General features: G+C 38.1%; 7 protein-coding genes. 6 read left to right on the top strand and 1 reads right to left on the bottom strand.

From position 1 onward, the window contains the following. Window positions 1-1,126: 1,126 nt before the first annotated feature. The 6 genes from ACKC4Y_RS05785 to ACKC4Y_RS05760 all read left to right on the top strand — a co-directional run bounded on the left by ACKC4Y_RS05785 (window position 1,127) and on the right by ACKC4Y_RS05760 (window position 8,521). Entirely contained in the window at window positions 1,127-2,752 is a 1,626-nt protein-coding gene (locus ACKC4Y_RS05785) for an ABC transporter substrate-binding protein (RefSeq protein WP_409360862.1), read from the top strand. Between the two features lie 385 nt (window positions 2,753-3,137). Next, window positions 3,138-4,775 carry an ABC transporter substrate-binding protein gene (locus ACKC4Y_RS05780; protein ID WP_409360861.1) on the top strand — a complete coding sequence of 546 codons (1,638 nt, stop codon included), beginning with the start codon at window positions 3,138-3,140 and terminating at the stop codon, window positions 4,773-4,775. 93 nt (window positions 4,776-4,868) lie between these two features. After that, the gene (locus ACKC4Y_RS05775; RefSeq protein ID WP_409360860.1) at window positions 4,869-5,942 is read left to right on the top strand and encodes an ABC transporter permease; all 1,074 of its coding nucleotides are present in this window, start codon (window positions 4,869-4,871) and stop codon (window positions 5,940-5,942) included. Window positions 5,943-5,944: 2 nt separating this feature from the next. After that, window positions 5,945-6,874, top strand: coding sequence for an ABC transporter permease (locus ACKC4Y_RS05770; protein ID WP_409360859.1), 930 nt, complete (start codon window positions 5,945-5,947; stop codon window positions 6,872-6,874). Continuing rightward, entirely contained in the window at window positions 6,867-7,727 is an 861-nt protein-coding gene (locus tag ACKC4Y_RS05765) for an ABC transporter ATP-binding protein (RefSeq protein ID WP_409360858.1), read from the top strand. The genes ACKC4Y_RS05770 and ACKC4Y_RS05765 overlap by 8 nt, the downstream gene beginning before the upstream one ends. Before the next feature lie 11 nt (window positions 7,728-7,738). Then, window positions 7,739-8,521: an ABC transporter ATP-binding protein gene (locus tag ACKC4Y_RS05760; RefSeq protein WP_409360857.1), complete on the top strand. Its 783-nt coding sequence runs from the start codon at window positions 7,739-7,741 to the stop codon at window positions 8,519-8,521. Between the two features lie 562 nt (window positions 8,522-9,083). On the opposite strand, the gene ACKC4Y_RS05755 is transcribed toward ACKC4Y_RS05760, so the two are convergent. Next, a complete protein-coding gene (locus ACKC4Y_RS05755) occupies window positions 9,084-14,075 on the bottom strand; it encodes an autotransporter outer membrane beta-barrel domain-containing protein (RefSeq protein ID WP_434735286.1) in 4,992 nt (1,663 codons plus the stop codon). Window positions 14,076-14,484 lie beyond the last annotated feature (409 nt).

The raw sequence follows: 14,484 nt of genomic DNA, 5'->3' as shown, positions 1-14,484 counted from the left end.
AATTCGTTTTCAGATTTGTCAGTGTATAGCTATGATGCATTGTTCTGTTTTTTGAAATTTAATGAAATATGTTTGTTAAATTTTTTACTGAATATATGTTCAGTGGCATATTTGTTTTGTATTCTGTTCGCAAATGTTTGTGCATACAATACAGAAAAAATGGTTCTATGGAAAATTAATGTAAATCATTCAGGCTGCTTGTGTTACGCTTTATTATCTGATAGCTTTGTTTTTTGGGAAGCGATTTTGCTGTGTGAGCTCCGTTTTTTGGGGAAGATGTTTAAGCTCAGACAGGTCTTATGTCCACTCCATTGCTTAGTTGAATCCTTAGAATTTGCTGTTGGAAAAAGTAATTAGTGCGGTGTGTAGTTTGGTGTTCCTTTTGGTAGGGGGGACGCAATGATAAACATCGAAATTGGGAAGGTTTTATAGCAGTTATGTCTTTTTGGGGGGAGAGAGTATGATGAATTTTGCTTTTACTCACGAAAAAGTACTTTTTATTATGTACGTTTTCAGTGGTTATGATGTTCTCTAAAAGATGAAGTTTAGAGGAGTGGGAGTTTTTCATTGTAGTTTTATTTTGGACGATTCATTTTCTATCGTACATAAAAAAGAAAATTCTTCTTTTATGCTTAGCTTTCAAAAGCTTAAAGAACTTTTTACAGGGGTAAATTGCAGTAAGAGGGCTTCTTTGTGTTTTTTTGCTTGTTTAGTACAGTCTTTATAGTACGGTAAAGATGCGTGTATGCCTTGAAACTGATTATCTGAGGGGAACAATTATTTTTAAAGTTTGCACATTATTATTTTTTGATGCAGTTTATGGGAATGAGATGGTTAATCTATGAATTCTGTGCGATGACTTTTTACATCACTTACAATTTGGGAGCGATTTAAGGATAAGATATAGTTTATTGTGGAGGGAAAAGGTATTGTAATGTGGATGTGATACTGACTGGTTGAAGGTGTGTTGCATGTTTTTATGGTTTCATTGCTACTTCAGTCAATGAGTTTAAAAGTGGATGTTCTCTATAGGTGGCCAAAACGTATTTATTCGGTCTTTGTTGTTATAAGTTTATCGTATCACTTCAAAATAATTAATCGATATAATGCTTAAAAGGAAAAGTTTATGAACTTAAAAAGAAAGATATTGAAAAGCAGTAGTTCTTTTGTTTCTGCTCTTATTGCTATGGGAATGTTTGTGCAACAAGTACCAGCGAAAACACCTGCAGATACTCTCGTGATGGCTTGGAATCTTGATGCAATCAGTACATTTGACCCTGCGCAACTCAATGATGTTTATGGAGCTGAAGTTATTGGCAATGTTTGTGATAATTTGGTCAGTGCTGCTACAGATGATCCAGCCAAAATGGTTCCCTCTTTGGCAAAGAGTTGGGATGTTTCAGGTGGTGATCAGAGTACGGTGATTACTTTTCATTTGCGCGATGATTTGAAGTTTAATGATGGTCGGCCTGCTCATGCCAATGATGTTGTTTGGAGCATGAAACGGGTTGTTAAACTAAAGATGGGCAATGCAGCAATATTTAATGAATATGGTATAACAGAACAAAATGTTGATGATGCTCTTCAAGCACCGGATGAAAAGACGGTGGTGATGAAATTTGATAAGCCTTATCCAGCAGAGCTTATTCTTAATAATATTGTTGCTAGTCGTGCTACTGCTTTGCTTGATCGTGAGACAATTATGAAACACGAACAAGATGGTGATATGGGTAACCGGTATTTGGTTAGTCATGCTGCTTGTGTTGGTCCTTATCAGTTAAGTAGCTGGCGTCCTGGAGAAGCCATTTTGTTGCGTGCAAGTTCCAATTATTGGGGAAAAGCGCCTAAATTGAAGCAGATTTTAATTCGCCATGTTGCTGAACCAGGAACACAGCGTTTATTGTTGCAAAAACACGATGTTGATGTTGCACGTAATTTGACGCCAGAGGATTTAACAGATCTCCAAGCAAAAACAGATATTAAGATTGAGAGGGTCTTGGAGCCATCTATGATGTATTGGGGGTTCAATACGACAAATCCCATTTTCGCCAATGAAAAAGTTCGTTTGGCGATGCGCTATCTTATTGATTATGAAGCTCTTGGTAAGACTTTTCTTAAAGGTGTTGGTATTCCACGTGCCAGCTTTATCCCTCTTGGGAATCTTGGTGCTTTGGATGAAAAAGAAGGACAGCCCTTTAAACTTGATCTTCAAAAAGCAAAGCAGCTTTTAACGGAATCGGGTTATCCAGATGGTTTTGAGGTCAATTTTTTGGTGGGGACATCTCCTTATGCATTGTCAATTGCTCAGTCTATCCAAAACAATGCAGAAAAAGTAGGGGTACACCTTAAAATTGAACGTTTGGCAGGTACGCAGTTGTTTTCAAAAGTTTACGCACGTGCTTTTGATACGACTTTTGTAGGATGGAATAATGACTCCGCGGATCCCCACACAATGGCTTCACGTCTTATTTACAACCCTGATAATCGGTTTGAGGCAAAAAATACAGCCTATCCAAGTTGGCAGCATGGATATTTGGACGAAAAGATGAATCAAAAGGTTGAAGAGGCGTTATTTCAAAAAGATCCACAAAAACGGGCACAAATATATGCTGATTTGCAACGTGAACTTATGCAAAAAGGCCCTTATGCTTTCATTTTTCAGAAATATAGTGTTGTAGCTATGACACCTGATATAAAAAAATGGGTTTGGAATAGTGCACCACGTATTTTTTATAGTGAAATTGAAAAATAAATGCGTATTAAGTGCTGTAAAATACAAAAGAACGTGTTCATGATATAAATGATGAAAATACCCCCCCCTGAATAAAAAAGGGGGGAAGCCATTTAGGGTGTAAAATGATGGGGGTACTTTCTATAAAGTGTGGTTAAGGTTCAGTTTATAGGTGTGAGATGTTCAATATTGATCAGCATGGAGATAATGTTTCTGAAGACATCTGTTCGTATAGTGCAGGTCGTATCTGTCTCAATTATAGGCTAGTCTTTGAATTTCTAGCTTGATGGAAATTCGAGAGAGTAGATTGTGTGTTATTTTATACTTTTGAGAGATGAAATAGATAAAATCAGAAGTACTGTGAGTTTGGATTAAGATAAAATAAAATGCAAAAGGAAGAAATCAAATGAGCAAAAAAGGGGTATTGAAGAACTTTTGTATTCTATTAGGGGCAATTGGGTGTTTGAATGTCTTTATACCACTAGCGTTTGGTGCATCGTCTAAAGATACATTAGTGATGGCGTGGAATATTGATTCAATTAGCAGTTTTGATCCAGCGCAATCAGTTGAAGTTGTAACGAGTGAATTATTGACGAATATTTGCAGTGCGTTAGTACAGTATGATCGCCATGATCCTGCGAAAGTTCGTCCTGCTATGGCTCAGTCTTGGGATGTTTTAGATGGTGGAAAAAGAATAGTTTTTCATCTTCGTGATGATTTAAAGTTTGATGATGGAAGGAAGGCGACTGCGCAAGATCTTGCGTGGTCAATGCAACGGATTGTTAAATTAGGTTTGGGTTATGCTCAATCTTTGATAAATTATGGATTTACTAAAAACAACGTTGAAACTGATATTCTGGCTCTTGACGATAAAACTTTACAACTGAAACTGGATAAACCTTATCCTATCCAACTTGTTTTGACGGTCATTGGACAGTCCTATGCTTCTGCTTTGCTTGATCGGCAAACACTTGAAGCGAAGAGTGTTGATGGTGATATGGGCAATAAATATTTAGCCACGCATTCTGCTTGTGTTGGTCCTTATAAATTGGTGCGTTGGACTCCGGGGGAGAAGGTTATATTGCAGGCTACACAACATTATTGGGGAGATGATGTGCCCAAAATTAAGCAGATTGTTGTGCAGCATGTTGCTGAATCAGCAAGCCAGAGACTGCTTTTGGAAAAAGGTGATGTCGATATAGCGCGTGATCTCTCTTCAGAGGATATTTTGGATATTGAAAAACAAAGGGGTCCCGTTAAAATTAGCCGTGTTTTGCGACCGCAGTCTATTTATTTATCGTTGAATAACAAAAACCCAATTTTTGCGAATGAAAAAGTAAGATTGGCACTTCGTTATTTAATTGATTACGATACCCTTGGAAAAACTGTTTTAAAGGGCATTGCAATTCCACGTGCAAGTTATATGCCATTGGGTATTCCGGGGGCTTTGGATGAAAAAGAAGGCTTGCCGTTTAAGTTAGATTTAGAAAAGGCAAAGCAATTAATAAGTGAAGCGGGATATCCTAATGGTTTTAAGGCCAATCTTTTAGTTGGTAGCCTTACCTATATGTCATCTGTGGCGCAGTCTATCCAAGAGAATGCACGAAAAATTGGTATTGAGCTTACAATTGAAAAGATGGCACAGGCTCAATTGTTGAACCGTGTCCGTGGTGGAAATTATGATACCGCTATTATGGGGTGGGGAAGTGCCGATCCTGATGGACATCCGGCTTCATTAAATCACGTTTTTAATCCTGATCCAACGTTTACAAAAAAGCACAATATGTATTTGGCTTGGCGTGCTGGTTACTATGATGAAAATGTCAATAAAATGGTCATGGATACGTTGTTTGAACAAGATCAAAATAAGCGCATTACGCAGTATCGTGCTTTACAGCATTATGTGCTCGAGCATGGTCCTATGGTTTATTTATTTCAGACCTATTATACCGTTGGCATGGGACCAGCAGTCAAAAATTGGGTTTGGAATAGTTTTAGACTTTACTACAATGATGCAGAAAAATATGCGCAGTCACATGAATAAAAATTGTGTGAGATGTGTGATTGTAGTTTTTTGATTGTGTGGCAAAGAGGAATGCCACATTCGTATTTTATAGGTGTGTAGGATCGTATCAAGATGACTTTATCATTTCCAGAAGCCAATATCGCTGCAACGCAAAAGCAGAAAAATTTGTATATATGGGATTTTTTTTTCAAGATATTTAAATTGTTGATTTCGGTATTTATTACTTTGCTTGGTTTGGTGACCATCACTTTTTTTATTAGTCATCTTCTTCCTTTAGATCCTGTTCTTGCTATTCTTGGTGATAATATCAGTCAGGAAGCTTATGATGCAATGTTTTATAAGTTGGGTCTTGATAAGCCATTGATTGTTCAATATTGGAATTATCTTCGCAATGTATTTTTATTTGATTTTGGGGATGCTTTAACCTCAGGGCGTCCTGTCTTAGCAGATATTATGCGAGTATTCCCTGCAACATTAGAGCTTGCAACAGTTGCTATTATTATTGGCACAAGTTTTGGTATTCCTTTTGGTATTTTTGCAGCGATGTATCGTGATTCACCAATCGATTATTTTGTTCGTGTTTTTACACTGGTGAGTTATTCAACACCCACTTTCTGGCTTGGATTGATGGCGTTATTGGTATTTTACGCTAAACTTGGCTGGATTGGTGGTCCAGGGCGTCTTGATTTTATTTACGAATACTCTTTTGAACCTAGAACAGGATTTTTTCTCTGGGATACTCTTCGGCAGGGGCAATGGGAAGCATTTGGAAATGTTTTTAGCCATATTATTATGCCTGCTTTAATCTTAGCTTTCGGTGCTATGGCTTATATTAGTCGTATGACTCGTGGGTTTATGATTGAACAGCTTAATCAAGAATATATTATTACTGCGCGTGTGAAGGGATTATCGTGGGCACGAACGGTTTGGGGACATGCCTTTCGTAATGCGGCTGTTCAGATTATTACCGTTGTCGCGCTTTCGTATGCTTTTTTATTAGAAGGTGCTGTCTTGACAGAAACGGTTTTTGCTTGGCCGGGCTTCGGGCGTTATTTGACCAATGCACTTTTGGCAGGAGATATGAATGCGGTTGTGGGATGTACTTTCCTTATAGGATTTCTTTTTGTTGCTATTAATTTATTTTCTGATTTACTTTATCGGATCTTTGATCCAAGGACACGTTGAATATGACAATCATTAATCATCATAAGCCACAATCGTCATTTTCTTTGAAACATTGGTTAAATGAATCTATTCCAAAATCAATACTTCAAGCAAATGTACAAAAAATTTATCATTCATCGATCAAGTTTTCTCATAATTTTTCGGCTGTCTTTGGTCTGCTTATTATTTTTGTTATTGTTTTATGCGCAATTTTTGCTCCTTGGATTGCTACCCATGACTTTATGAGCAATGATCTTGTTCATCGATTACAGCCGCCGTCTGTGCAGCATTATTTAGGGACAGATGAATTGGGGCGTGACATTTTTAGTCGCCTCGTTTTTGGTGCACGGATTACTCTCTATATTGTTTTTCTCACAACAATTATTGTGGGGCCAATAGGGTTGGTTGTTGGGACTGTATCTGGCTATATGGGCGGATGGATTGATACTGTTCTTATGCGTGTGGTTGATGTTTTTCTTGCTTTTCCAAGTTTGATTTTAGCACTTGCTTTTTCAGCAGCTTTAGGACCAGGGATTGAAAATGCTGCAATTGCGATTTCAATCGCGGCGTGGCCACCGATAGCACGTTTGGCACGTGCTGAAACTTTGACTATACGGTCCTCTGATTATGTCTCTGCAGTTCGCTTGCAAGGTGCTTCTACTTGGCGAATTATTCTGTTTCATATTGCACCGATGTGCATTCCTTCCGTGGTAGTACGGTTAACGTTAGATATGTCTGGAATTATTTTGACTGCTGCTGGTCTTGGTTTTTTGGGATTGGGCGCTCAACTTCCAAATCCTGAATGGGGAGCAATGCTTTCGACAGGTCGTGAATTTATGATGACAAGTTGGTGGTTGGCGGCAATGCCAGGTTGTGCAATATTATTTACAAGTCTTGCCTTCAACCTTTTAGGTGATGGGCTTCGCGATATATTGGATCCACGTAATGGGTAAAAAATTATTAGAGATAGAAGATTTACGTATTTCTTTTCCTACAATGCGCGGCATGTTAGAAGTTGTGCGTGGCGTTAGTTTTTCTGTAGGAAAGGAAAAAATTGGAATTGTTGGGGAATCAGGGTCCGGCAAGTCAATGACGGGACGTGCACTGTTAAAATTGAGCCCAAAGTCCGCAATCGTCAAAGCAAAAAAAATGCGTTTTGATGATATCGATCTTTTGACTGCAAGTGAACCTCAGATGCGTACTATTAGGGGAAAACGTATTTCAATGATTTTGCAAGATCCTAAATATTCGCTTAATCCATTAGTGCGAATTGGGGATCAGATCATGGAAGCTTACCGTATTCACTATCGTGTTTCAAAAATGGATGCGTTGGAAAAAACAATTTCTATGTTAGAATCTGTTCATATTCGCAATCCTGAGCATGTTATGCGTCTCTTTCCTCATGAAATATCAGGTGGCATGGGACAGCGGGTTATGATTGCTATGATGCTTATTCCTAAGCCTGATTTGATTATTGCAGATGAACCAACTTCTGCACTTGATGTCACTGTGAGAAGTCAGGTTCTGTCAGTGTTAGATGAGCTTGTAACAAAGTCTGGAACAGGACTTATTTTTATTAGCCATGATTTGAATATGATTGCTGATTTTTGTGATCGTGTTTTGGTGATGTATGCTGGTCGCGTATTAGAAGAATTGCCTGCGTGTGATTTATCGCGTGCGCGTCATCCCTATACCAAGGCTTTATTAGATAGTTTACCACGGCTTGATAAACCGGTTGATGTTTTGGCTGTTCCTGAGCGAGACCCTGATTGGCTGTCTAGTCCAACGATTGTTAATGGTGTTTGAGGGAGCTATCCATGGCCAGTTGTGAAAATATTGTTGATGTTTCTAATTTATCTGTAACCTTTGGACATGGGCACAAAGCAGTTACAGTTGTTAAAAATGTTAATTTCCATATTAAACGTGGAGAAGCTTACGGTTTAATTGGTGAATCAGGATGTGGAAAATCAACGATTTTGAATGCGTTGGTAGGGCTTATACCTCGTTATAGTGGGCAGTTCCTCTTTGATGGAGAAGAAGTGCTACAGCAAAGAAGCAAAGCTTTTTTGCGACGTATTCAAATCGTTTTTCAAGATCCTTATGCTTCGCTTCATCCGCGAAAAATGGTGCATACTGTTCTTTCGGAATCGCTTGCAATTCATGGTATGGATAACCGAAAAGAACGGGTACACGATGTTTTGAATTCTGTTGGTTTAAATTCTTCATTCCTCTACCGTTATCCACATGAGTTATCTGGAGGGCAGCGTCAACGTATTGCTCTTGCAAGGGCTTTGATTATTGAGCCAGAAGTTTTGTTGCTTGATGAACCAACTTCTGCATTAGATGTATCAGTTCAGGCTGAGATTTTGAATTTGTTGAAATCGTTACGGGAAGAAAAACAATTAACTTATTTAATGGTCTCTCATGATCTTCCCGTTATCGCACATATATGTGAACGGGTTGGCATTATGCATCATGGTGTTATTCTTGAAGAGCTTAGCAATAGTGATCTCCGTAATTTACATGCGCAAAATGACTATACCAAAATGTTTTTTGAAGCGAGTATCGAACCTATTGCTCACAGAGAAGAGAGAATATAAAAGATCTTACAGAAAAGAAATCATAATTTTTTGTTTAGGATTTCTTTCGTTGTATTATAGAGTTTCTTGTTTTTTATTGTTATATTAGGAAATTATTTTAATATAATATTTTTATTATATTATGTATTCTTTCTTGCACTATATAAATAATCAACAATGTTATTTATTTTTATATTATAACAATTTATTTAATTCTATTTTTAAAAAATATTTTATGTAAAATATTATTAATAAGATCTGTAGAATATAAAACGTATTTGAGTGTTAATATTTATCTCACAATTTTTTATTTTACTATATTTAGCTTTTTGATTCTTTTATCTTTTCTGGTCTTATTTTTCTAAAAATGCTGAGCTCTGTTTCTTGAAAAAAGATGAGAGTAAGGATTTTTACAATTGTAAATAATAATTATTGAAATCTTTTGGTTGTTTTCTGTCATAAAAAAAGAGAGAGTTTTTTAGAAAAAGAAATTTAGATTTATAAATTGAAAAGGCAGCATATTGTGCTGCCTTTTTTGTTAATGCATAGCGAGAAGAAATATGCTTGTTTTTACAGTCTTGTCTTAAAACTGATAGCGTATGCCACCTGAAAAACTTGCTCCTGACACACCGGTTTTTTGAAGCTTTTGTTGATAACTCACATCACCATGAAGGGAGAAATTATGAGACAGTTGTGCATTGATGCCAACGCCACCTTCAATAGCAAGCCCCATAGGATCAAGGTCAAAGTTTCTGCCAATCTGGATGGTACCATCATCACCAAATGTTTTGATCAAGTTTACTTTTCCATAGAAAGACATCGGACGGCTGTTTTCAGTGGAAATGGTTTTGGTCAAACGTCCACCAACACGGATCAACCATTGAGAAGGATTGTTCATATCAACGGTAAAATTATCAGCATCTTCAATGGTGTTAAACATCAAATGTTGATAAGCAAGTTGTGCTTGCGGCTCGAAGGTTAAACCTTCCACACTGGTTGCAAATTCTTTGCCAACAGTGGTGGAAATACTCAACATCTTAGCATCGTTCAACTTTGCAGTTTTGCCAATGAGAGCATTGCCGATATCTCCTTTTAGAATTCCATAGGATAACAGTGTATCCATATAGAACCCATTGTCATGCTGCACGCTGCCATAAGCTGTTAGTGACCATTTATCCAATGTGCTCTTACTTACATCTTTCATATCCTTTGGTGTGAACGACAGCTGTCCATAGGTGCCTACAAGACCGAAATGTGTTGTGGTATTTTGTCCTTCTAATGCCGCTAATGTGACACCGGCTTGGAGAGCAGCATAACGAATATCAGCACCGTAACCGTATTTGAGAGGTCCGCGTTCAGAAGATAAGGTTCCTGTGCTTCCATAGGTGTATAAGAAGAAACCGGTTTGTTTTTCTTCTTCTTTTCCTGAGATGGATGTTCTGATATTGGCTAAGAGCGCGTTTTGTTTAGCCATATCTGTTAATCCTGTACTGAAAAGAGCAGTTGGCATGACCAAATAGTTTGCTGCCTGTGGTACAAGAGCAGCCACACTTGGTCCAGAGCCAGAGCCAGAGCCAGAGCCAGAGCCAGAGCCAGAGCCAGAACCCGAACCAGTGTCAGTTTCAATAATTTCAGGTTGCAAACGGAAATCCCAGAAATTTTCATTCTTTTCATCAAACAGGTTTTGCGCAATATTGGCTTTGCCTTGGCTTGAGTCTGGTCCATAGGCACGTAGTGTATACATATCCGGTAAACCACCTCTTGTGGTATAGCCATTTACAAGTTTGAAAGAGCTTTCTTTTGCTTTTCCCGAAACTTGAATGAGTGAAAGACCACGGACATTGGCCGCAGCAGAGGTATTTGCTTCGACATTGTCATCTTCTAAGCGCCCCGTAACATAAACTGCTGTCGTTCCTGAGACATCCCCATTGATCAAAAGTCTATCGGTTTTTTGGTCATTTATTGCAGCACCATCACTCCATTTTGCGTTGAAGTGAATCTTTGCATCACCCGTTGCATTGTAGACTGCTGTGCTGTCTGGTTTACCAGAACCTATATGCAATGTTTGGTAATGATCTTCTGTTGGTTTGCTAAAAACAATGGAGCTGTTGTTAAGGTTTAGCACAGAAACATCAGAACGAGATCTTTGAGCAATATCAAGGAGATTGCCATCATCATCTTTTTCGTTTTTGCTGATTTTCAACGTCCATGTTGAATCGTTTTTCAGATCAAAGTGTACATTTCTGTCTTTAGCAATATTCGCTCTGCCTTCTAGAGTAGACTGATCTGCGTTTAATGTGAAGGTGCCGTTGGAGATCGCTTTAACCTCTTTACCATCCCACAAATCTTTATCTTTCCATGACATTTTGTCCCAAAAAATACCATCTCCTAATAATACGTCAGCATGGACTTCTGATTTTTTAAGATTTGCTGTACCGATTGCCAGATCTGCATTATTTTCAATATCGTTGTCAGTGAGAGCTCCAATAAGAATTCCAGTACCATTTTTAACGTGAAGTTTTGTATTGACCAAATTGATTTCACTACTTTGATGTTTTTGGGGATCATCCGATTCATTGAGTTTGGTTTTAGAGAGACCTAAAAACTGCAAGCCGCTAATTCCTGCTGTTACAGAAACATTTTTGAGATCAATAAGTCCACCATATGCTACGGCTAGTGCAACTTTTTTTACTTCTATTTTGTTTTCTACAGCACTTTGTGCTGCTTTAGTATCACCATTAATCATCTTAATCGTGCTATTATTTCCTGCAAAAAGACCTTCATCAAAATTTTGAATGGTTGTTTTACCATTTAATTCGATTGCACTATCAGGTTCTGCAGCGTTTACAGCAACGGTCTCATTTTTACTTTCACCACCGGTCATTGTTAAATCTCCGCTAATGATTTTACTCCCACCATCTGCATAAAAACCTTCGTCAACATTTTCAATAATCGTTTTGCCCGTTAACGTAATTTCACTCCCAGAGTCCGCTGTCCATACACCAGAGCGGTCTTTGTCGGGGTCTTGATCACTTGTTTCACCACCGATTACTGTTAAATTTTCGCTGATAATTTTACCACCATCAACTGCTCCAAGACCGTTCAAAGTATTGTTAATGGTTGTATCGCCATGCAATTCAATTCTGCTATCAGGGCCAAGTGCAACTGCACCGGTTCCTTTGCCATCTGTTGTTAAAGCAACATTCGTGGCATCAATTTGTCCACCTTTTTCTGCAAATAATGCAACTCGCGTATTCCCTATTGTTGTTACTTTTCCTCCTGCCATCGTGATCTTGGACCCTGATCCTTCTGCATGGAGTCCATAACCATCAGATGATTTAACCGCAGCTTTTTCGTCTAAAGTAATGGTGCTGCCGTTCCCAGCATATACCCCATTAGTTTTTCCATCGAATGATCCTCCAGAGACTGTTATTGTGGAGTGATCATTTGCAAATATGCCTGTTTTTGTTTGAGTGATGGTTACATTGTTTAAAGTCACAGTGCTTTTTTCGGCACTTATTCCTTTATCCATTAAGGCGTCATCGTTACCGCTTGATATTTTCACATTTTCCAGCGTGTTTTTGTTTTCATCACTTCCGCTAGCGTTGAAAAGAGCACCTATTTGAGAAGCAGCAATAGAACCACCGGTCATCTTGGCTGTAGCCCCATTTTGTACATCAAGGCCGTTTACAACATTTTCAATGGTTGTTTTGCCTTTTAATGTAATGACGCTGTCAGCGCCATCGGCTTTTGCGCCAGTTCCAGTGCCATCTGTTGTTAAAGCAACATCTGTGACATCAATCTGTCCACCTTTTTCTGCAAATAATGCAGCTTGTTTTCCAGTTACAGCTCCTTCCGTCTTCGTGATCTTGGACCCTGATCCTTCTGCATGGAGTCCATAACCATCAGATGATTTAACCGCAGCTTTTTCGTCTAAAGTAATGGTGCTGCCGTTCCCAGCATATACCCCATTAGTTTTTCCATCGAATGATCCTCCAGAGACTGTTATTGTGGAGTTATTATTTGCCGATAGGCCTGTTTTTGTTTGAGTGATGGTTACATTGTTTAAAGTCACAGTGCTTTTTTCGGCACTTATTCCTTTATCCATCAAGGGATTATCTTTACCGCTCGATATTGTTACATTTTCCAGCGTGTTTTTGTTTTTATCACTTCCGCTAGCGTTGAAAAGAGCACCTATTTGAGAAGCAGCAATAGAACCACCGGTCATCTTGGCTGTAGCCCCATTTTGTACATCAAGGCCGTTTACAACATTTTCAATGGTTGTTTTGCCTTTTAATGTAATGACGCTGTCAGCGCCATCGGCTTTTGCGCCAGTTCCAGTGCCATCTGTTGTTAAAGCAACATCTGTGACATCAATCTGTCCACCTTTTTCTGCAAATAATGCAGCTTGTTTTCCAGTTACAGCTCCTTCCGTCTTCGTGATCTTGGACCCTGATCCTTCTGCATGGAGTCCATAACCATCAGATGATTTAACCGCAGCTTTTTCGTCTAAAGTAATGGTGCTGCCGTTCCCAGCATATACCCCATTAGTTTTTCCATCGAATGATCCTCCAGAGACTGTTATTGTGGAGTTATTATTTGCCGATAGGCCTGTTTTTGTTTGAGTGATGGTTACATTGTTTAAAGTCACAGTGCTTTTTTCGGCATTTATTCCTTTATCCATCAAGGGATTATCTTTACCGCTCGATATTGTTACATTTTTCAGCGTGGTTTCGTTGTTCTTACTATCGTTGAAAGAAGCACCAATTTCAGAAGCTGTAATGGAAGCGCCATCTATCTTGATTGCCGCTCCATTGTTCATTACAAGGCCATTTTTGAATTTTTCAATGGTTGTTTTTCCATTTAACTCAATCTTGCTATTAGGTGAGTAGGCCCCTATACCAATACTTGTCCCTTGGGTTGCAGAACCAATTAGTGTTAAATCTTTACTAACGATTGTACCATTTATTGCCATAAGACCATGGTTTGTGGCGTTTTCAATGGTTGTTTTTCCATTTAACTCAATCTTGCTATTAGCATCTTGGACGTACACACCAACATTAGATTCTCCAGATTCATTAAGGGTTATTGTTAAAGCGTTGCTAGTAATTGCTGCACCGCCTACTGCCCGAAGCCCGTTAGTAATTTTTTCAATGGTTGTTGTGCCCGTTAACTCAATCTTGCTACCAGAATCTTGGGCTACTAAACCAATATTGGTTCCATTTATTATTAAATTTTCGCTGGTGATTTTACCACCTTTTTCTGCAGAAAGTCCGTCCTTAACTTTTTCAACGATTGTTGTGCCCGTTAACGTAACTTGACTGTCGGAATTTTTCGACGCTACACCAGTGCTGAATTTTTCAGGATCAGGAGAGGTTACTATTAAATTTTCACCTTTGATTGCGCTACCATTTGTTGCTTCAATTGCATCATAGGAACTGCCTGAAGTGGCAGTCGTTATTGTACCTTTTGCATCATTTTTAAGAACATTGTTAGCAGCATATGCGTTGAAATGGGTGCCAAACAGCGTAACAGTTATAGCCGCTGTACAGAGTAACAGAGATTTTTTATACATTTAGATATTTTCCTTAACTTATAAGCCCCACGCATTCCGCCCCCGCTTATAAGAAGGATATCAAATGAATGGTTTTATTCGTGACAACATAGGTTATTTTTGTTTTAATGTAAAGTATAATAATATTTCAAATCAAAAATACGTAATGTTTTTATCGTTTGTAATTAGAAAAGTTTTTATTATTTTAAATATAAAATGTAATTATTCATAATAATACTTTAAAATATCATATATTATTTTTAACTTTACTAAAGTAATATCTTTCATTTAAATGTTGAGCGCTGAGTTTAATTTATTTATGATTTAAGAAAGGAAAAATAAATGAAATGCTGAAAAACCATAAAAGAGAAAATGATAAAGAGGGAATAGTTGCGTTTTTACAGCTGTACGTCTGCAGAGGAAATTTTAG

Source organism: Bartonella heixiaziensis, assembly GCF_046245125.2.
GTDB lineage: Bacteria > Pseudomonadota > Alphaproteobacteria > Rhizobiales > Rhizobiaceae > Bartonella > Bartonella heixiaziensis.
The sequence above is the reverse complement of the archived record's forward strand: the minus strand, read 5'-3'. Positions and strand labels throughout refer to the sequence as shown.